The sequence below is a fragment of the Pseudomonas sp. CFBP 8758 genome (assembly GCF_014841725.1).
GTDB classification, from domain to species: domain Bacteria; phylum Pseudomonadota; class Gammaproteobacteria; order Pseudomonadales; family Pseudomonadaceae; genus Aquipseudomonas; species Aquipseudomonas baltica.
The window spans coordinates 67101-87441 of record NZ_JACYUK010000009.1 but is presented as its reverse complement, the minus strand read 5'-3'; the positions used below and the strand labels follow the sequence as shown (position 1 = coordinate 87441).

At 61.8% G+C, this 20341-nt stretch carries 21 protein-coding genes; 14 read left to right on the top strand and 7 right to left on the bottom strand.

What is annotated here, in order from left to right:
- Positions 1-224: 224 nt before the first annotated feature.
- The 10 genes from IFT75_RS19025 (at position 225) to xylB (ending at position 11553) form a co-directional block, all read left to right on the top strand.
- The gene (locus IFT75_RS19025) at positions 225-587 is read left to right on the top strand and encodes a response regulator (RefSeq protein ID WP_192056243.1); all 363 of its coding nucleotides are present in this window, start codon (positions 225-227) and stop codon (positions 585-587) included.
- Between the two features lie 76 nt (positions 588-663).
- Positions 664-1947 carry a glycosyltransferase gene (locus tag IFT75_RS19020; RefSeq protein ID WP_192056241.1) on the top strand — a complete coding sequence of 428 codons (1284 nt, stop codon included), beginning with the start codon at positions 664-666 and terminating at the stop codon, positions 1945-1947.
- 81 nt (positions 1948-2028) lie between these two features.
- Positions 2029-2967: a MurR/RpiR family transcriptional regulator gene (locus tag IFT75_RS19015; protein WP_122476911.1), complete on the top strand. Its 939-nt coding sequence runs from the start codon at positions 2029-2031 to the stop codon at positions 2965-2967.
- Positions 2968-3091: 124 nt separating this feature from the next.
- Positions 3092-3985 (top strand): AraC family transcriptional regulator, encoded by an 894-nt coding sequence (locus IFT75_RS19010; RefSeq protein ID WP_192056239.1) that lies wholly within the window; start codon positions 3092-3094, stop codon positions 3983-3985.
- Positions 3986-4196: 211 nt separating this feature from the next.
- Positions 4197-5516, top strand: a complete 1320-nt coding sequence (locus IFT75_RS19005; protein ID WP_185793459.1) for an ABC transporter substrate-binding protein — start codon at positions 4197-4199, stop codon at positions 5514-5516.
- Positions 5517-5576: 60 nt separating this feature from the next.
- A complete protein-coding gene (locus IFT75_RS19000; RefSeq protein WP_122476905.1) occupies positions 5577-6503 on the top strand; it encodes a carbohydrate ABC transporter permease in 927 nt (308 codons plus the stop codon).
- Between the two features lie 11 nt (positions 6504-6514).
- Positions 6515-7345, top strand: coding sequence for a carbohydrate ABC transporter permease (locus tag IFT75_RS18995; protein ID WP_122715221.1), 831 nt, complete (start codon positions 6515-6517; stop codon positions 7343-7345).
- Positions 7346-7478: 133 nt separating this feature from the next.
- Positions 7479-8582 carry an ABC transporter ATP-binding protein gene (locus tag IFT75_RS18990; protein ID WP_122476901.1) on the top strand — a complete coding sequence of 368 codons (1104 nt, stop codon included), beginning with the start codon at positions 7479-7481 and terminating at the stop codon, positions 8580-8582.
- 13 nt (positions 8583-8595) lie between these two features.
- Positions 8596-10077 carry a mannitol dehydrogenase family protein gene (locus IFT75_RS18985; RefSeq protein ID WP_192056237.1) on the top strand — a complete coding sequence of 494 codons (1482 nt, stop codon included), beginning with the start codon at positions 8596-8598 and terminating at the stop codon, positions 10075-10077.
- Between the two features lie 6 nt (positions 10078-10083).
- A complete protein-coding gene (xylB, locus tag IFT75_RS18980) occupies positions 10084-11553 on the top strand; it encodes a xylulokinase (protein WP_192056235.1) in 1470 nt (489 codons plus the stop codon).
- A 177-nt stretch (positions 11554-11730) separates the two neighbouring features.
- On the opposite strand, the gene gloA is transcribed toward xylB, so the two are convergent.
- From gloA to ahpC, 4 genes are all read right to left on the bottom strand, one after another.
- Positions 11731-12249, bottom strand: a complete 519-nt coding sequence (gene gloA / locus IFT75_RS18975; protein ID WP_122476895.1) for a lactoylglutathione lyase — start codon at positions 12247-12249, stop codon at positions 11731-11733.
- A 266-nt stretch (positions 12250-12515) separates the two neighbouring features.
- Complete coding sequence (locus IFT75_RS18970; protein ID WP_122476894.1) at positions 12516-12881, bottom strand: histone-like nucleoid-structuring protein, MvaT/MvaU family; 366 nt, start codon at positions 12879-12881, stop codon at positions 12516-12518.
- A 283-nt stretch (positions 12882-13164) separates the two neighbouring features.
- A complete protein-coding gene (ahpF, locus tag IFT75_RS18965; RefSeq protein ID WP_122476892.1) occupies positions 13165-14727 on the bottom strand; it encodes an alkyl hydroperoxide reductase subunit F in 1563 nt (520 codons plus the stop codon).
- Between the two features lie 239 nt (positions 14728-14966).
- Positions 14967-15530 (bottom strand): alkyl hydroperoxide reductase subunit C, encoded by a 564-nt coding sequence (gene ahpC / locus IFT75_RS18960; protein ID WP_192056233.1) that lies wholly within the window; start codon positions 15528-15530, stop codon positions 14967-14969.
- Positions 15531-15801: 271 nt separating this feature from the next.
- On the opposite strand from ahpC, the gene IFT75_RS18955 reads away from it, so the two are divergent.
- Complete coding sequence (locus tag IFT75_RS18955; RefSeq protein ID WP_163007478.1) at positions 15802-16446, top strand: response regulator; 645 nt, start codon at positions 15802-15804, stop codon at positions 16444-16446.
- 16 nt (positions 16447-16462) lie between these two features.
- On the opposite strand, the gene gorA is transcribed toward IFT75_RS18955, so the two are convergent.
- On the bottom strand, positions 16463-17821 hold the full coding sequence (gorA, locus tag IFT75_RS18950; protein ID WP_122476886.1) for a glutathione-disulfide reductase: 1359 nt from the start codon (positions 17819-17821) through the stop codon (positions 16463-16465).
- Between the two features lie 104 nt (positions 17822-17925).
- Complete coding sequence (gene galU / locus IFT75_RS18945; RefSeq protein WP_122476885.1) at positions 17926-18768, bottom strand: UTP--glucose-1-phosphate uridylyltransferase GalU; 843 nt, start codon at positions 18766-18768, stop codon at positions 17926-17928.
- 260 nt (positions 18769-19028) lie between these two features.
- Here galU and IFT75_RS18940 point away from each other — a divergent pair, with 260 nt between their 5' ends.
- The gene (locus tag IFT75_RS18940; RefSeq protein ID WP_240998717.1) at positions 19029-19319 is read left to right on the top strand and encodes a hypothetical protein; all 291 of its coding nucleotides are present in this window, start codon (positions 19029-19031) and stop codon (positions 19317-19319) included.
- Between the two features lie 7 nt (positions 19320-19326).
- Here IFT75_RS18940 and IFT75_RS18935 read toward each other — a convergent pair whose 3' ends face one another.
- Positions 19327-19677: a hypothetical protein gene (locus IFT75_RS18935; protein WP_122476883.1), complete on the bottom strand. Its 351-nt coding sequence runs from the start codon at positions 19675-19677 to the stop codon at positions 19327-19329.
- A 149-nt stretch (positions 19678-19826) separates the two neighbouring features.
- Between IFT75_RS18935 and IFT75_RS18930 the strand changes: the two genes are divergently transcribed.
- Together IFT75_RS18930 and IFT75_RS18925 are read left to right on the top strand one after the other, a co-directional pair.
- On the top strand, positions 19827-20129 hold the full coding sequence (locus tag IFT75_RS18930; protein WP_122476881.1) for a DUF1883 domain-containing protein: 303 nt from the start codon (positions 19827-19829) through the stop codon (positions 20127-20129).
- A 13-nt stretch (positions 20130-20142) separates the two neighbouring features.
- Positions 20143-20304, top strand: coding sequence for a hypothetical protein (locus IFT75_RS18925; RefSeq protein WP_185793466.1), 162 nt, complete (start codon positions 20143-20145; stop codon positions 20302-20304).
- The last annotated feature ends 37 nt before the right edge of the window (positions 20305-20341 follow it).

Sequence of the window (20341 nt, the reverse complement as noted above, 5' to 3'; positions counted from 1 at the left end):
ATTCAGTCAATTTGTTAGGTTTTTTCCTCATGCTTCGTAAGAATTTTCACATCTAAACGTGGGAATGGTCTCGTTTAATGCCTCCACAAGCATGGCCTGACCCCGACCCATGCTTTATGATTGGCGCCCTGCTTCCCGGGTGCTCGTTGCCCTCGGGGCGTAACGTTATCTGCGACATGACGGCTCGGCGCCGTCTGCGCCCCTTGCCGACCAGGATCCGAACGATGTCCGATACCGCCAAAACCATTCTTGTCGTCGAAGACGATGCGATCGTCCGCATGCTGATCGTGGACGTGCTGGAGGAATTCGAGTTCAAGGTACTGGAAGCCGAGGACGGTCCTCAGGCGCTGACCTTCCTCAACGATTCGGCCAAGACCATCGACCTGATGATGACCGACATGGGCCTGCCCGGCATGGACGGCAAGGAGCTGGCCGTCGAGGCGCGCGCCTTGCGTCCCGAACTGCCGGTGCTGTTCGCCAGCGGCTACGCCGAAGCGCTGGACGTTCCGGCGGGCATGGCCATGATCGGCAAGCCGTTCTCCATCGACCAGTTGCGCGACAAGGTCAAGACCATGCTGGCGGCCTGAAGCCGCGCCTGCCGCTACACCCCGACGCGTAATCATGGCCTAATGCGCGCCCGGTTTTTGCCCCCGAGTCTGCCCCATGTCTTTTCAGCGCGTCCTGGTCATTGGCTATGTCTGGCCCGAGCCCACCTCTTCCGCGGCCGGCGGGCACATGATGCAGTTGCTGCAGTGCTTCACGACCCAGGGCTGGCACGTGACCTTCGCCAGCCCCGCCAGGGTCGGCGAGCACAAGGCCGACCTCGCAGCGCTGGGCATCGCCGAACGAGCCATCGAGCTCAATGACGACAGTTTCGACCGCTTCGTGGCTGAGTTGCAGCCGGACATGGTCCTGTTCGATCGCTTCATGATGGAAGAGCAATTCGGTTGGCGGGTCGAGCAGCACTGCCCGCAGGCCGTGCGTGTGCTGGAAACCTGCGACCTGCAGAGCCTGCGCGATGCGCGTCAGGGTTTGCTCAAGCAGCGCCTGCACGCAAGTGACGACGAAAACGACTTTTCGGCATTGTTCGCCGAAGCACCGGACACGCTCTACGCGCACATGAGCGACGCCGATATCACCCAGCGTGAAGTGGCAGCCATCTTTCGTTGCGACTTGAGCTTGATGATCTCGCCGTTCGAGACGCAACTGCTGACCGAACGCTTCGGCGTGCCAGCCAGCCTGCTGCATGATTGTCCGCTGATGGTCGAGCCGCCAGCCACCGCAGCACTGACCTTCGAGCAGAGAGCCAACTTCGTCTGCATCGGCAATTTTCGCCACGCGCCCAACTGGGACGCCGTGCTGTGGCTCAAGCAGCAGGTCTGGCCACGCATTCGCAAGCAGTTGCCGCGCGCGCAATTGCACGTCCACGGCGCCTACACACCGCCCAAGGCCACGGCCCTGCACAACCCTGCCCAAGGTTTCCTGGTCAAGGGCTGGGCAATGGATGCTTTGCAGGTGGTGGGTCAGGCACGGGTGGCACTGGCGCCACTGCGTTTCGGCGCGGGCATCAAGGGCAAGTTGCTCGATGCCATGCTCTGCGGTACGCCCAGCGTGACGACCCCGACGGGCGCCGAAGGCATGCGTACCGGCGAGCGCTGGCCGGGCCGGATAGGCCGCAGCGCAGACGAGCTGGCGCGGGCGGCCGTCGAGCTGTACGAAAACGCGGATCAATGGCAAGCCGCCCATGAGCAGTGCCATGAGCATCTGGGCGTCCAGTATGCGACCGAGCCACACGCTCAGGCCCTGATCCTGCGTCTGCAACAGTTGAGCCAGAACCTCGCGCAGCATCGCCGGGCAAACTTCACCGGCAGCATGCTCCGGCATCATCTGCACAAGAGCACGAAATACTTCTCGCAATGGATCCAATCCAAGAACCAATCGGTCTAAGCGGCCGCTGGCACTTTGTGGCCCGCGAACTAATCTCTGGTGTCCAAGGTAGTTCCTATTGCCCATTCAGGACGAACGACGATGGCGCCTATCGACAGTACCAAAGTGTACGATTCCGAGCTGATGCGCGCATTGCGTGGCAAGCACGAAGAGCTGCGGCCCGCGCTGAAGAAAGTCTCCACCTTCCTGCAAGCCAACCCCTACCGCAGCGCAACGCTCAACATAGAAGAACTGGCCGGGGCCACCGGCACCTCCACCGCGGCCGTCAACCGCCTGGCCAATGCGATCGGTCTCAACGGTTTCACCGGCCTGCGCTTTGCCCTGATGGAAAACCTGCTGGCCGTGGTGTCTGCGGCCGACGTCATCGAAGGCCGGCTCAAGCAGGCACCGGAGACGGGGTTCGATCTGGAACAGCAGATCAGCCTCAGCAAGCACCATCTGGACAACGTCACCCGCATGAATGACAACCAGACCTTCGAGGAGATGGCCCTGCGCCTGGCCCGCTCGCAGAATGTGTTCGTGGTCGGTTTCGGCAACAGCTTTCACATCGCCGCCATGGCAGCCGCGGGGCTCAGCCCGTTCTGCGCCGGCGCGCACTGCGTGACCCTGGACGGCGGTCTTGAAGGGTCGGCCTATCGACTGTCCGGCATCACCCGCAACGACACCCTGCTGGCCATCGCCCTGCCCGCCTACACCCGCGACACCATTCGCCTGGCCGAATACGCCAAGTCCCGCGAAGCCTGTGTGCTGAGTGTGACCGACTGCCCGGCATCGCCGCTGGTGCAGGTGTCGACCCTGAGCCTGTTCATCCCACCTCACCACCCCGTGCTGCCCAATTCCAAGGTCGGGTTGATGGCCGCCATGGAAGCGCTGCTGGCTCAAGTACAGCTGCTCAAACCAGCAGCGAACGAGGGCCGGCCATCGCTTCCCGACTGGGAGCCGGACCGCGGCAGCCTGCCCCCCTCCTTGCCGGGCCTGCCGCGCTCGAACACGCCGCGCAAGAACGACGACGCCCGCTGAGCGAGGGCCGCTTCAACGCCGGGCTTCTCGACGCCGGACGTTTCAGCCTTGGACGCACAGGCCCGTCCACCGCTATGCTTGGGTGCGCATTTCCGATCGGCACAACTCCAAAAGCAGCCACGGCATGACTCGAGCAACGCGAATAACCGACCCTTCCTACGAGTTGATGGACGACCACGACGGTCGCTCGATCATCTATCGCCAGCACGGTTTCCCATGCCCGCTGGTGCGCTGGCATTTCCACAAGGAATACGAACTGCACCTGCTGGTCGCCACCTCCGGCAAAGTGTTCGTCGGCGACTACATCGGCAACTTCAATCCGGGCAGCCTGTTTCTCACCGGGCCCAATCTGCCGCACAACTGGATCAGCCAGCTGCAGAACGACGAGTCGGTGAGCAAGCGCGACATGCTGGTCAATTTCACCGACGAGCTGTTCGACCATGGCCACCAGGTATTCAGCGAACTCAAAAGTCTTGCGCCGCTGCTCGAACGAGCCCGTTACGGCATCGAGTTCCGCTGTGCCCGGACCATCGCCCAGGCCCGTGCCTCGATGCAGCGCATCGCCGACAGCCAGGGTATCAGCCGCCTCGGCCACTTCCTGATACTTATGGAATCGCTGGCAGCCTGCGAGGACTACCAACTGCTCTCGGGCACCGCCGCGGCGCAGGACGCCGACGAGCACGCTGTGGAGCGCACCAACCGCGCGGTCGACTACATTTTTGCCCACTATGCGCGCGAGCTGTCTCTGGAAGAGGTCGCCGCCTACCTGGGCATGAAACCGACCTATTTTTCCCGGGTGTTCAAACAGGCCACCGGCCGCTGCTTCGTCGAGTTCGTCAATCGCCTGCGCATCAGCAAGTCCTGCGAGCTGCTGGCTGACGGCGATCGGCCGGTGACGGACGTGTGCTTCGAGTCCGGCTTCAACAATATTTCCAACTTCAACCGCCGCTTCCAGCAGCTCAAGGGCATGACGCCGTCGCACTATCGTCGCCTGGCCGTGCAGCGGTCGAGCTCCTGAAACCTGTACGAAAGCTCACAACGACGCTGCGCACGCCTCTGGCGCGTCGCTGCGCCAGCCGGCTCAGTGCAAATAAGTATCAGCGTGGGTGTACTCAGGGATTTGTCAGAATGCCTGCGGGGGTCTGTAATCACAGGCAGTGCTTCACCTCTACGAAGACACAAGAATAATAACCAAGGCCGCCTCCCCGCGTGCCGAAGAGGAATGCGAGATGACGATAGACTACAAACGCCTGCTCGTTGCCAGCGGTCTGTGTGGCGCACTGGCTGTCAGTGGCTACAGCCATGCCGACACCACCCTGACCATCGCCACCGTCAACAACAGCGACATGATTCGCATGCAGCGCCTGGCCAAGACTTTCGAGTCCGAGCATCCCGACATCAAGCTCAATTGGGTGGTGCTGGAAGAAAACGTGCTGCGCCAGCGCCTGACCACCGATATCGCTACCCAGGGCGGCCAGTTCGACGTGTTGACCATCGGCATGTACGAAGCCTCGCTGTGGGGCGCCAAGGGTTGGCTGTCACCGATGAAGGACCTGCCCGCCAGCTACGACATCGACGATGTCTTCCCTTCGGTACGCGACGGCCTGTCGGTAAAGGGCCAGCTCTATGCCCTGCCGTTCTACGCCGAAAGCTCGATGACCTACTACCGCACCGACCTGTTCAAGGCGGCCGGTCTCGAGATGCCGGAAAAACCCACCTGGACCCAGATCGCCGAATTCGCCGGAAAACTCACCGACAAGAGCAAGGACCAATACGGCCTGTGCCTGCGCGGCAAGGCCGGCTGGGGCGAGAACATGGCGTTGATCACTACCGTGGCCAACAGCTTCGGCGGCAGCTGGTTCGATAGCCAGTGGAAGCCACAGTTCGACAGCGAAGCCTGGAAGAAAGCGCTGAACTTCTATGTCGACAACATGAAGAAGTCCGGCCCTCCAGGCGCTTCGAGCAATGGCTTCAACGAGAACCTGGCGCTGTTCAACAGTGGCAAGTGCGCCATCTGGGTCGACGCCAGCGTCGCCGGCTCGTTCACCATGGACAAGACCCAAAGCAAGGTCGCCGACAGTGTCGGCTTCACCTTCGCCCCTCATGAAACCACCGACAAGGGCTCGGCCTGGCTGTACTCCTGGGCCCTGGCCATCCCAGCCAGCTCGAAGAACCAGCAGGCCGCGCAGCAGTTTTCGGCCTGGGCAACGTCTAAGGAATATGCAGCGCTGGTCGCCAAGACCGACGGCGTGGCCAATGTGCCGCCTGGCACGCGCAAGTCGACCTACACCGACGAGTACCTGAAGGCGGCGCCGTTCGCCCACATCACGCTCGAATCGCTGAAGGTCGCCGATCCCAAGCAGACCGATGCCAAGCCATACGTCGGCATCCAACTGGTGACCATTCCCGAGTTCCAGGCCATCGGTACTGAAGTCGGCAAGGCATTCGCTGCCGCGCTGACCGGGCAGACCACTGCGGACCAGGCGTTGGTGGTTGCGCAGACGGCCACCGAGCGCGCCATGAAGCGCGCCGGCTACCCCAAGCAGTAACACGTCCGCCCTGCTGCCCGCCGACCGTGGCGGGCAGCCCTGCTCACCAGGTGCGCACTCATGAATACTACGACTGCCAAGCCCCAGCCCGACGCCGCTGAGGTGACGGGCAAGCGCCGCTTGTCCAACCCCGGCTGGTTTCTGGTCACGCCGTCGGTGGCCTTGCTGCTGCTATGGATGATCGTGCCACTGGGCATGACCGTCTACTTCTCGCTGATCCGCTACAACCTGCTGTACCCCGGCGAGAACGAATTCGTCGGGCTGGAGAATTTCAGCTTCTTCCTCACCGACGCCGGCTTCATGCCGGGCGCCACCAATACCTTGCTGCTGGTCGGCAGCGTGCTGTTGATCAGCGTGGTCTTCGGCGTACTGATCGCAGCCCTGCTGGAAGCCAGCGAGTTTCTGGGCCGAGGTATCGTGCGAGTGATGCTCATCTCGCCGTTCTTCATCATGCCCACGGTTGGCGCGCTGATCTTCAAGAACCTGATTTTCCATCCGGTGTCGGGGATCCTCGCTGCGGTGTGGAAATTCTTCGGTGCCGAACCGGTCGACTGGCTCGCCCATTACCCACTGTTCTCGATCATCGTCATCGTCAGTTGGCAATGGCTGCCGTTCGCCATCCTGCTGCTGATGACCGCCATGCAGTCGCTGGACCAGGAACAGAAAGAGGCCGCGCGGCTTGACGGCGCCGGCGCCCTGGCGATCTTCTGGCACCTGACGCTGCCGCATCTGGCGCGGCCCATCGCCGTGGTGGTGATGATCGAAACGATCTTCCTGCTCTCGGTGTTCGCGGAAATCTTCACCACCACCAACGGTGGTCCGGGTTTCGCCTCCACCAACCTTGCCTACCTGATCTACAACCAGGCGCTGGTGCAGTTCGACGTGGGCATGGCCTCCGCTGGTGGCTTGATCGCCGTGGTCATCGCCAACATCGCCGCCATCATCCTGGTGCGGATGATCGGCAAAAACCTCACCGACAAGAATTGAGGGCCTGCACCATGACACTTCAACAATCGCGTCGCCTGCAAAGCCTGGTCCTGGGCTGCCTGGCCTGGGCCGTGGCGATCCTGGTGTTCTTCCCGATCTTCTGGATGGTGCTGACCAGCTTCAAGACCGAGATCGACGCCTTCGCCACACCACCGCAGTTCATCTTCACGCCGACCCTGGAAAACTACCTGCACATTCAGGAGCGCAGCGACTACCTGCACTTCGCCTGGAACTCGGTGCTGATTTCCTTCAGTGCCACCGCCCTGTGCATGTTGATTGCAGTGCCGGCCGCCTACTCGATGGCGTTCTACGAAACCAAACGCACCAAGCAGACCTTGCTGTGGATGCTCTCCACCAAGATGCTGCCGCCGGTGGGTGTGCTGATGCCCATCTACCTGCTGGCCAAGGGTGCCGGCCTGCTGGATTCACGCATTGCCCTGATCGTCATCTACACCCTGATCAACCTGCCGATCGTGGTCTGGATGGTGTACACCTACTTCAAGGACATCCCCCGCGAAATCCTCGAAGCGGCACGCCTGGACGGTGCCACACTGGGCCAGGAAATGCTTCGGGTGCTGTTGCCGATCAGCAAGGGTGGCCTGGCCTCGACCGTGCTGCTGTCGTTGATCCTGTGCTGGAACGAAGCCTTCTGGTCGTTGAACCTGACCAGCTCCGGCGCCGCGCCGTTGACCGCCCTGATCGCCTCGTACTCGAGCCCGGAAGGCTTGTTCTGGGCCAAGCTGTCAGCCGTTTCGACCCTGGCCTGCGCGCCGATTCTGATCTTCGGCTGGATCAGCCAGAAGCAGCTGGTGCGCGGCCTGTCCTTCGGCGCGGTCAAATGACAGGTGGCGACTTTACGGACGCCTTCGCGGCCACTGGCCGCTCCTACAGGCACCGCACGATCCTTGTAGGAGCGGCCAGTGGCCGCGAAGAGGCCGGCACCGCTAACAATGTACTCACATCAGGATCACTCCCATGGCCACTCTGAAAATAAAAAACCTGAAAAAGGGCTTCGAAGGCCTGCAGATCATCAAGGGCATCGACCTGGAAGTGCACGACCGCGAGTTCGTGGTGTTCGTCGGCCCGTCAGGCTGCGGCAAGTCGACGCTGCTGCGTTTGATCGCCGGGCTCGAGGAAGTCAGCAGTGGCACCATCGAGCTGGACGGTCGCGACATCACCGAAGTGACCCCGGCCAAGCGCGACCTGGCCATGGTGTTCCAGACCTACGCCCTGTATCCGCACATGACGGTGCGCAAGAACCTGTCGTTCGCACTGGACCTGGCCGGCAAGCCCAAAGCGGAAGTCGAGAGCAAGGTAGCGGAAGCTGCACGCATTCTCGAACTGGGCGCCCTGCTCGACCGCAAGCCCAAGCAGTTGTCGGGCGGCCAGCGCCAACGCGTGGCGATCGGGCGCGCCATCGTCCGTCACCCCAAGATTTTCCTGTTCGACGAGCCACTGTCCAACCTCGACGCAGCCCTGCGCGTGCAGACCCGCCTGGAACTGTCGCGCCTGCACAAGGAACTGCAGGCCACCATGATCTACGTCACCCATGACCAGGTCGAAGCCATGACCCTGGCCGACAAGGTGGTGGTGCTCAACGGCGGCCGCGTCGAACAGGTAGGGGCGCCTTTGGAGCTGTACCATCATCCGGCCAACCTGTTCGTCGCCGGTTTTCTCGGTACGCCGAAGATGGGTTTCCTCAAAGGCACGCTCAGCCGGGTCGATGGCCAGGGCTGCGAAGTTGCCCTCGACGCCGGCACCCGGATCTACCTGCCCCGCGTCAGCCAGACGCTGAAAGTCGGCGATGCGGTGACCCTGGGCATCCGCCCCGAGCACCTCGACCTGGCGCAGCCGGGACAATGCCAGTTGGCGGTGACCGCCGATGTCAGCGAGCGACTGGGCAGCGATACCTTCTGCCACGTCGTCACCGACTCGCAGGAACCGCTGACCCTGCGAATCCGCGGCGATCTGCGCAGCCAGTACGGCGAACGCCTGAACCTGCTGCTGGACGCCGAGTACTGCCACCTTTTCGATGCCCAGGGCATTGCCGTGGCCAAACCGCTGCAGGCCGCTGCCTGATACAGGACCGAACATGAAACTCAATCGACAGAATCTGCATCAGCTCGCCGAGCACATCCAGTTGCCCGCCTACGACCCGACGACGCTCGCGCATGGCATCGTCCACATCGGCGTCGGTGGGTTCCACCGCGCGCACCAGGCGTTCTACACCGATGCCCTGATGAACCAGGGCGAAGCCCGGCAGTGGGCTATCTGCGGCGCCGGCTTGCGCAGCGAAGACCGCAAGGTCCGCGACGCCCTGGCCGAGCAGGATTTCTACTACACCCTGGTGGAACTGGGCGACACGCCGGATACCGAAGTGCGGGTGATCGGCGCGATCACCGACATGCTCCTGGCCGAAGAGAGCGCCGAGGCCCTGATCGTCAAGCTGGCCGAGCCCGCGGTGCGCATCGTTTCACTGACCATCACCGAAGGTGGCTATTGCATCGACGACAGCAATGGCGAGTTCATGGCTCACTTGCCGCAGATCCAGCACGACCTGGCTCACCCGCTGACGCCTACCACCGTCTTCGGCTTTCTCTGCGCGGCCTTGCAACGACGGCGCGACGCCGGCATCGACGCCTTCACCGTGATGTCCTGTGACAACCTGCCCCATAACGGCGCAGTCGCGCGCAAGGCGTTGCTGGCGTTCGCGGCGCTGCAGGACCCGGCGCTGCACGACTGGATCGCCAGCCATGTGCAGTTCCCCAATGCCATGGTCGACCGCATCACGCCGATGACCAGCGAGGCCCATCGCGCCCAACTGCGCGAACGGCATGGCGTAGAGGACAGCTGGCCGGTTGTCTGCGAGCCGTTCGTGCAATGGGTGGTAGAGGACAAGTTCGGCGCAGGCCGGCCCGCCTGGGAAAAGGTCGGCGTGCAGTTCACCGACGATGTCACGCCCTATGAAGAGATGAAGATCAAACTGCTCAACGGCAGCCACCTGGCCCTGACCTACCTGGGCTTCCTGAAAGGTTACCGCTTCGTTCACGAGACCATGAACGATCCGCTGTTCGTGCGCTACATCCGCGCCTACATGGACCTCGACGTCACGCCACAACTGGCTTCCGTGCCTGGCATCGACCTGGAAGGCTACAAGGACACGCTGATCGAGCGCTTCTCCAACCAGGCCATCGCCGACCAGTTGGAACGCGTGTGTTCGGACGGCTCCTCGAAGTTTCCCAAGTTCACCGTGCCGACCATCAACCGCCTGATCGCCGATCGGCAGGGCACCGAGCGTGCGGCGCTGGTGGTAGCGGCCTGGGCGCTTTATCTGGGCGGCGTCGACGAGAACGGCACGCACTACACCATTCCAGATCCACGCGCCGAGTTCTGCCAGACGCTGGTCGCCGACGAGGCGTTGCTCACGCAACGGCTGCTGGGGGTCGAGGAAATCTTCGGCACGCAGATCCCACGCTCGACGGAGTTCGTCGCGGCCTTCGAACGCAATCTCCACAGCCTGCGTACCCAGGGTGTGCATGCCACCTTGAAGCAGCTGCTGGACGGCGAGGAGTAAGCGGCCATGTTTCTCGGGATCGACTGCGGCACCCAAGGTACCAAGGCGCTGATCCTCGACGCTGACAGCGGTCAGGTACTGGGCCAGGGCTCGGCCGCTCATCATATGATCAGCGGCGAAAACGGACGGCGCGAGCAGCACACCAGTGACTGGCTGACCGCGTTCGAACAGGCCACCGCGCAGGCGCTGGCCCAGGCCGGTATCGATGGCCAGCAGATTCTGGGCGTCGGTGTGTCCGGCCAGCAGCATGGCTTGGTGTTGCTGGACGCAGACGGGCAACCGCTGCGCCCGGCCAAGCTCTGGTGCGACACCGAGAGCACGCCGCAGAACGAGCGCCTGCTGGCCGAACTGGGTGGTGACCAGGGCTCGCTCGACCGCCTGGGGCTGGTCATTGCGCCGGGGTATACCGTGTCGAAGCTGCTCTGGACCCGCGAGCATCATCCGCAGATATTCGAGCGCATCGCCCACGTGCTGTTGCCCCACGACTACCTGAACTTCTGGCTGACCGGGCTGGCGCGCGCCGAATACGGTGACGCTTCGGGCACCGGTTACTTCAACGTGCGCGAGCGCCAGTGGGACTTTGCCCTGCTGCGCCAGATCGACCCCAGCGGGCGGCTGGAAGCGGCAGTGCCGCCGCTGATCGAGTCGCATCAGCCTGTGGGCACGATTCGTCCGGGAATTGCCGCACGCCTGGGTATCAATCCGTTGGCTGTGGTCGCCAGCGGCGGCGGCGACAACATGATGGGCGCCATCGGCACCGATAACACCCACCCTGGAGTCATCACCATGAGCCTGGGGTCTTCCGGCACGGTGTACGCCTGCAGCGACCAGCCGACCGTGCTGGACGAACCGGCGGTGGCGACGTTCTGTTCGTCGTCGGGAGGGTGGTTGCCGCTGATCTGCACCATGAACCTGACCAATGTGACTACGGCCGTGCGCGAGTTGCTGCAGTTGGACATCAGCGGTTTCAACAAGGCCGTGGCGCAGGCACCGATTGGCGCCGCAGGTATCGTGATGCTGCCGTTCCTCAATGGCGAACGGGTACCCGCGCTGCCTCACGCCACCGGCTCGGTGCTGGGGCTGACCAGTGACAACCTGAGCGCGGCAAACCTGTGCCGCGCGGCAGTGGAAGGCACCACCTTCGGCCTGCGCTATGGCCTGGACCTGCTGCGCGCAGGCGGCCTGCAAACCCGCGTGATACGGCTGATCGGGGGCGGCTCGAAGAGCCCGGTGTGGCGGCAGATAGTAGCGGACATCATGGACGCCCCGGTGGTCTGCACCGAGCAGCCGGAGGCCGCGGCATTGGGCGCGGCAATCCAGGCGGCGTGGTGCGCCGGCCAGGATCCACAAGGCTTGGCCCTGTTATGCGAACGCTGCGTGCGCCTGGACGAAACCAGTCGCACCCAACCCATCCCCGCCAACGTCTCGGCCTATCACGGCGCCTACCAGCGTTACCGCCAGCATATCCCTGCGTAGCCCCGGTGCCACGCCCCCTCTGTAGGAGCGGTCAGCGGCCGCGAAGCAGCACCGCGGTATGACTGCCAGACCGCATCGCCCCTTCGCGGCCACGGACCGCTCCTACTGAGACTGGGATGACCCTGTAGGAGCGGTCAGCGGCCGCGAAGAAAGCGCCGCGGTGTGCGGGGCAGAAGGCTACAGGTCCGGCTGGATGATTTCGACCCAGTAGCCGTCAGGATCCTTGATGAAAGCGATGCTCTTCATGCGGCCATCGGTCAGACGCTTCTGGAAGTCCACGCCCAGGGTTTCGAAACGCTCACAGGCGGCGTGGATATCCGGCACCGATACGCAGATGTGACCGAAACCGCGTGGGTCGCTGTTGCCATCGTGGTAGGCAAAGTCCGCATCGTTCTCGGTGCCGTGGTTGTGGGTCAACTCGAGAACCCCGGGCATCGACTTCATCCAGGTGGTGCGCGCCTTGTCATCCGCGGGAATCGTCGACTTGTCCACCAGTGCCAGGAAATACAGGCTGAACTGGGCCTCGGCAAAGTCCCGCTTCTCCACCAGGCTGAAACCCAATACCCGGGTATAGAAGTCCAGCGACCGCTCGATGTTCTTGACCCGCAACATGGTGTGGTTGAAGACGAACTGAGACGTGGCGGCTTCAGGTTGCGCGGTTACACCGGGCACACTGTTCAAATGATCGAGGCTCATGAAAGCTCCCTTGAATGAATGGGCAGTAGCTGCGAGTCATGATACGGAACGCAATGGACGATGCCAAACGCGACGACGCTTTGAATGCGCGACAATGAGACGCGGAGAGTGTAACGCGGAAGATAATCTTGAATTTCAGGCAATAAGAAGCCCGCCGAAGCGGGCATTTGGGGCGCTGTTCCATCAGCGGATTTCATAATGGAACAGTGGCTGTGAAAAGGATGTGAAAACCTGAGCACTCACTCAGCGTTTTTGATCGAATTCACTCAGCGAAGCAACCAGCCGTCTACGGTGCTGACGCCATGCTCCTGTTTCCAGGCTTTGAGGCCGTGGTGATTGCCACCCTTGGTTTCGATGCGCTCGCCGGTGTGCGGGTTCTCGTACACCTTGACCACCCGTGCCCGCCGTTGCTGCTTGGGCGCAGGGGCTGGCGCCCTGGCGGAGGCAGTTTGCGGATCGAGAATGGCGACGATGTCGCGCAGGCCCTTTTCATAGGTTTTCATCAAACCCAGGAGCTTTTTCTCGAACTCGATTTCTTTCTTCAACCCCGCGTCGTTCTTCATTGTTTCGAGCTGGGCGAGTTGTTCTTGCAATGCCTTTTCGGCGGCACGGTATTCAGCGAGTCTTGACAATGTCTCTACTCCGGACAGAACCTGATGGCGCCCTGCCCTTTTTCGAGCCGGGCTCTCTTGCAGATGCCACGCTTGCTTGCACACGATAGTGCAACTTCGCAGAAACGTAAATGACGCAACAGTGGGGACGGCAACTTCTTTAGTTACTTGAAGTTTGTCTGGAAGATTGGGTGCGCAGCAGAAGTTGAAGCAGAGGGTTTGATATTGTCAAAAGCGACGCGGCTTGCGCCGCTGCTACAGGTGTCACCCCGTAGCAGCGGCGCAAGCCGCGTCAGTTGGCCAATCAGGCAGGCGCAGAAGTGCGAATCAGGTGATCGAAGGCTGCCAGCGAAGCCTTGGCGCCCTCGCCGACCGCGATCACGATCTGCTTGAACGGCACGGTGGTCACGTCACCGGCAGCGAAGATGCCCGGCAGATCGGTCTCGCCGCGTGCATCGACCATGATCTCGCCGCGGTTCGACAGCTCGATGGTGCCTTTGAGCCAGTCGGTGTTGGGCAGAAGGCCGATCTGCACGAAGATACCTTCCAGAGCGATTTCGTGATGCTCGCTGCTCTGCCGATCCTTGTAGCGCAGGCCGTTGACACGCTGGCCGTCACCGGTCACTTCGGTGGTCAGGGCACTGGTGATCACCTTGACGTTGGGCAGGCTGTGCAGCTTGCGCTGCAGCACGGCGTCGGCACGCAGCTGGGTGTCGAACTCGATCAGCGTGACATGGGCAACGATACCCGCCAGGTCGATGGCGGCTTCCACACCGGAGTTGCCACCACCGATCACCGCCACGCGCTTGCCCTTGAACAGCGGACCGTCGCAGTGCGGGCAGTAGGCCACGCCGCGGTTGCGGTACTCCTGCTCACCCGGCACGTTCATTTCACGCCAGCGCGCACCGGTCGCCAGAATCAGCGTCTTGGCTTTGAGGGACGCACCGCTGGCAAATATCACTTCGTGCGGCGCACCGTCCTTGCCAGGAATCAGTTTCTCGGCGCGCTGCAGATTCATGATGTCGACTTCGTACTGCTTGACGTGCTCTTCCAGCGCCACGGCCAACTTGGGACCTTCGGTTTCCTGCACGGAAATGAAGTTCTCGATGGCCATGGTGTCCAGCACCTGGCCGCCGAAACGTTCGGCGGCAACACCGGTACGGATGCCTTTGCGAGCAGCGTAGATGGCAGCTGCCGCACCGGCAGGCCCGCCGCCGATCACCAGCATGTCGAACGCCTGCTTGGCGTTGAGTTTTTCCGCCTGGCGATCAGTGGCGCTGGTGTCGATCTTCGCCAGAATCTCTTCGAGGCCCATGCGGCCCTGACCGAAGTTCTTGCCGTTGAGGTAGACGCTCGGCACGGCCATGACCTGCCGCTCTTCCACTTCAGCCTGGAACAACGCGCCGTCGATGGCCACGTGACGAATGTTGGGGTTGAGCACCGCCATCAGGTTCAGCGCCTGGACCACGTCCGGGCAGTTCTGGCATGACAGGGAAAAATAGCTTTCGAACAGAAACTCGCCCTTCAACGCAGCGATCTGTTCGATGACCTCGGCACTGGCCTTGGAAGGGTGGCCGCCAACCTGCAGCAACGCCAGTACCAGCGAGGTGAATTCGTGACCCATGGGGATACCGGCGAAACGCAGGCCGATGTCCGCGCCGGGACGGTTGATGGAGAACGATGGCTTGCGTGCATCGTTGCCATTGTCGAGCAGGGTGATCTTGTCCGACAGCGCGTCGATGTCGCGCAGCAGACCGAGCAATTCCTCGGATTTCGCGCCGTCATCAAGGGACGCGACGATCTCGATCGGTTGGGTGACCCGTTCCAGATAGGCTTTCAACTGGGCTTTAAGATTGGCGTCCAACATGAGGGCGATTTCCGTTTTGAATGTTTCGAAGACGACAGTTGCCCGCCGGGGTAATCGACCCCGAGTGAGCGATGATGCTTTTGGATAAGTTGACAACCGTAGGAGCGGTCGCTGGGTGCGAATCAGGCGATGCGTTCGGACAAACAAAACGCGGCGGACTTTCGCGGCCGATGACCGCTCCTACAGGGGTGATGCAGTCCTGCGGGGAGTGACCCGCAGGAGACAGCCTGGGAAGCTGCTTAGATCTTGCCAACCAGGTCCAGCGACGGAGCCAGGGTGGCTTCGCCTTCTTTCCACTTGGCTGGGCAGACTTCGCCTGGGTGAGCGGCGACGTACTGGGCCGCTTTGACCTTGCGCAGCAGTTCGGATGCATCACGGCCTACACCGCCGTCGTTCAGCTCGACGATCTTGATCTGGCCTTCCGGGTTGATCACGAAAGTGCCACGGTCAGCGATGCCGTTGGCCTCGATCAGCACGTCGAAGTTCTTCGAAATGGTGTGAGTCGGGTCACCGATCAGTGGGTACTGGATCTTGCCGATGGTGTCCGAAGTGTCGTGCCAGGCTTTGTGGGTGAAGTGGGTGTCGGTCGACACACCATAGATTTCCACGCCCAGTTGCTTGAAGGCTTCGTAGTTGTCGGCCAGGTCGCCCAGTTCGGTTGGGCAAACGAAGGTGAAGTCGGCTGGGTAGAAGAATACGACAGACCACTTGCCTTTCAGATCGGCGTCGCTGACCGGCACGAAAGCGCCATTGTGGTAAGCGGTAGCGTTGAATGGCTTGACTTGGCTGTTGATGATCGGCATCGGTGACTCTCCTTCAGGGGGTTGAAATCGTGTTTGAATTCGATAGGCAGCATCCTAGACACATGCTCGACCGATAGCTCATTGGCAAACTGGATGCTGTCGATTGGTTTTGCCTATCGAAGCTACCCATAATAAAGAAGAAATATGAATACAGGGCAATGACACTGCTTTTTGTCGCCTTTTCGCACAGTCGCACCCACGTACTCCCTACAGCCATGCCTGGGACCCGCCGGATAGCATGAGGCCCGCTTCCGCAGATGAGATCAACCAGGTGACTATCAAAACCATTGTGGCCGACGACCACTCGGCCGTTCGACTTGGGCTGCGCATTGCGCTGGAGCGCGCCCCGCGCGCGCGTTTCAGCGTGGTCGGCGAGGCCGAAAATGCCAACCGAGTGCTCGAATCGCTGCAGCAGCATGCCTGCGATCTGCTGATCACCGACTACCGCATGCCTCAGCTCGAGGGTGGCGACGGCCTGGCACTGCTGCGCCAGGTGCGTCTGCGCTACCCGCGCCTGCCGGTGCTGGTGCTGACCACGCTGGATAATCCCATGGTGCTGCGGGCTATCCTCGACAGCGGCGCCCGAGGGCTCTATGACAAGCAGGAGTGCCTGAGCCATCTGAGCACGGCGGCCCACAGCCTCATGCGCGGCAACCATTACCTCAGTGCACGCTTCACCCGACGCCTGGCCGAATATGAAGTGGAACACCGGGGGGCCCATGAACGCCTGTCGGCGCGCGAGCTGGAAGTACTGAGGTTACTGGTGGGAGGCATGAGCGGACGCGACGTCGCTGCACGTCTGCAGCGCAGCGAAAAAACCATCAGCCGGCAAAAGCGCTGCGCCATGGAAAAACTGGGTATCAGCCATGACGCCGCACTGCAGGAATACGCTGCCGTGGTCGGCCTGCCGGACTGACCGACAGGCCGCAGGCTCAGGCGTCCACTGGAGTGCGCATGGTGACGAATTCCTCGGCAGCGGTGGGATGCACGCCGATGGTTTCGTCGAAGACCTGCTTGGTCGCGCCCGCCTTGAGCGCAATTGCCAGGCCCTGGACGATCTCGCCGGCATCAGGGCCAACCATGTGGCAACCCAGCACCTTGTCGGTGTCGGCATCGACCACCAGCTTCATCAGGGTGCGCTCCTGGCTATGGGTCAGGCTCAGTTGCATGGGTCGGAAACGGCTCTCGAAGATCTGTACCGAATGCCCCTGCTCGCGCGCCTCTTCCTCGGTCAAGCCCACGGTGCCGATGTTCGGCAGGCTGAACACTGCAGTGGGGATGTGCTTGTAGTCCACCGGGCGATACTGCTCGGGCTTGAACAGGCGACGCGCCACGGCCATGCCCTCGGCCAACGCTACCGGGGTCAGCTGCACACGGCCAATAACATCGCCCAGCGCCAGGATCGAGGGCTCTGTGGTCTGGAACTGCTCGTCGACCTGGATGAACCCCTTGTCGTCCAACTGCACACCGGTATTTTCCAACCCCAGGTTATCCAGCATCGGCCGGCGCCCGGTGGCATAGAACACGCAGTCCGCCGCCAGCTCGCGACCGTCCTTGAGCGTGACCTTGAGGCTGCCGTCGTCGAGCTTGTCGATGCGGGCAATATCGGAATTGAATTGCAGGTTCATGCCGCGCTTGGTCAGCTCTTCGCTCAAGTGCTTGCGCACCGCTCCGTCGAAGCCACGCAGGAACATCTCGCCGCGGTAGAGCAAGGTGGTTTCGCTGCCAAGGCCATTGAAGATCCCGGCGAATTCGACGGCGATGTAACCGCCACCAACCACGATGACGCGCTTGGGCAGTTGCTCGAGGAAAAACGCCTCGTTCGAGGTGATGGCATGCTCACGACCCGGCACATCGGGAATCTGCGGCCAGCCACCGGTGGCAATCAGGATGTGCTCGGCGCTGAAGCGCTGGCCATCCACTTCGACCGTGTGCGCGTCCACCAGGCGTGCATGACCTTCCAGCAGTTTCACGCCGCTGTTGACCAGCAGGTTGCGATAGATGCCGTTGAGCCGTTCGATCTCCTTGTTCTTGTTGGCAATCAAGGTTGGCCAATCGAACGAAGGCTTCTCCAGGCTCCAGCCAAAACCGCTGGCGTGGTCGAAGTCGTCGGCGAAGTGGGCGCCATACACCAGCAACTTCTTCGGCACGCAGCCGACATTGACGCAGGTGCCGCCCAGGTAGCGGCTTTCAGCCACTGCCACTTTCGCGCCGAACCCTGCGGCGAAGCGCGCCGCGCGCACGCCGCCGGAACCGGCGCCAATCACGAATAAATCGAAGTCATAGCTCATGTTGCTCTCCTGGCACCTGCACGGCCCGCACGCGAGCCGTAGCCATAAACAAGAACGCCGCTGTCCAGAGGGCAGCGGCGTCGATCATGCTAACCGATTGGGCGTCAGATGAACGCTTTGCCGGTCTTGTAGAAATTTTCGAAGCAGAAGTTGGTGGCGTCGATGTAGCCTTCGGCGCCGCCGCAGTCGAAACGCTCGCCCTTGAACTTGTAGGCCAGCACGCAACCGTTCTGCGCCTGCTTCATCAGGGCATCGGTGATCTGGATCTCGCCACTCTTGCCTGGCTCGGTCTGTTCGATGAGGTCGAAGATGTCCGGTGTCAGGATGTAGCGGCCGATGATGGCCAGGTTCGACGGCGCATCTTCAGGCTTTGGCTTTTCGACCATGCTGGTCACGCGAAATATATCTTCACGGATCATGTCGCCGGCGATCACACCGTACTTGTGGGTTTCCTGCGGGTCGACTTCCTGAATGGCCACGATCGAGCAGCGGAACTGGTTGTACAGCTTGACCATCTGCTGCAGCACACCGTCGCCGTCCAGATTCACGCACATGTCGTCCGCCAGCACTACGGCGAACGCTTCGTCGCCGATCAGCGGGCGACCGCTGAGAATGGCGTGGCCCAGGCCTTTCATCTGCACCTGGCGGGTGTAGGAGAAGGTGCACTGGTCGATCAGCTTGCGAATGCCGACCAGGTACTTTTCCTTTTCGGTGCCCTTGATCTGGGTTTCCAGCTCGTAGCTGATGTCGAAGTGGTCTTCGATCGCGCGCTTGCCGCGCCCGGTGACGATGGAAATCTGGCTCAGGCCAGCTTCCAGAGCCTCTTCGACGCCGTACTGGATCAGCGGCTTGTTGACGATCGGCAGCATTTCCTTGGGCATTGCTTTGGTCGCAGGCAGGAAGCGAGTACCGTAGCCGGCCGCTGGAAACAAGCATTTCTTGATCATGTGAGTCCTTACAGAAGAGCAATGCTGACGAGTTACGGCACAGTCGGGTTCAGGCGTCGACTACCTAACAATGCCTGCCGCTGGCCAACCGATTGGTTGATAGAGAAATCCTGATGCAGATAGTTCCACTGCAAGGTAAATATTGCTACACCGGTCGAGCAACGGAAAATTTCCTTGCACAACTACCCTTGCCGCCTGGCAGTGTATAGCATTGCGCCACCGCATAGCGGCCCCCTTGTCTACCTGAAGAATCCCGCCCCATGAGCACCCTCCTGCGCACCACCCTGGCCTCCCTTGCCGTGCTTGCCGTTTCGGCCTGCGCAAGCACTTCGCCCACCATTCTCAAGAACGGCCAACAAGGCTTGAACATCGATTGCTCGGGTCAAGCCATGTCCTGGGACAAGTGCGACGAACAGGCCCGCCTGGAGTGCCCTGCCGGCTATCAGACGGTCGCCACGCAAGGTGTACCGCGGCGTACCGGCGAGGTCGGGCTGGCAGATGCCGACCTGGGCAACTACCAGACCCGCAGCCTGGTGGTGGTGTGCAAGTAGAGACGGCTCAGCCGGAAATGCATTTCTCGGCCGCCTGACGCACGTCGGCGGGGCGCAGCGGCACGTTGGACAGACGTTCGTGCACCTTGATGCTGCTGCCGCCGGAGCGATCGTCGACGATCAGCACGGCGGCTGGATCCTTGGAGAGTTTCTGCGGAACGATGATCCGATAGCCGTCATGTTTCTGCTCGATCACGGAGGGCCCGCGACTGTCGCTCAGCTGGGCGACCACGCAGGTGGAATACTCCTTGGGGGTCTTGCCGGAAATCACGCTCATGGTCTCGGGGCTTTTTTCGATGTCCGTCACGGTGGCACAACCACCGAGCAATACCACTGCCGTCAACCAGGCCCACTTCATGATGCATCTCCGTCATTAAATACCCTGTGACCGCAAGGTCATGAATTTGCTCCATGCATCGGTAGAATTTATCCGTGCCGCGGCGCGCATGATATCGTTGCGCTTTTGCGCGCACCTGTAACTCGCGCACCGGCAACCGTGGAGAGCCCATGAAATTCGTTCACCAGCGCGAGCACCTCAATGAAGATGACCTGGTCGTCATCGAGTGCTCCCAGCTCTGCAACATCCGCCTGATGAGCGATGCCAATTTCCGCAGCTTCAAGAACGGTGGACGACACACCTACCACGGGGGCGCGTTCGATACCTTCCCGGCCAAGATCAGCGCGCCGAGCACAGGCTTCTGGAACATCACCATCGACACTGCGGGCACCAAGCTGTCCAGCGTGGCGCGCAAGAGCAGCTTCACCCACAAGATCAAGATCGTGCGCCGCACGGCTTCGAAATTCACCTGATACAGGGGCGCCCATGATCAAGTATGTGATCCGCTACAACCTCGACGGCCAACGCCGCTGGGACTTCGCCCACCTGGCCACCGGCTCGCTGGAAGAGGCCCAGGCTGCCTTGGTCGCCTTGCACGGCGACGCTGCGGCGAGCATCAGCGACATTCACGTCAGCAAGGCCCTCTGAGTCCAATCCGCGGCGCGCCCTTCGCGGGCGATGACCG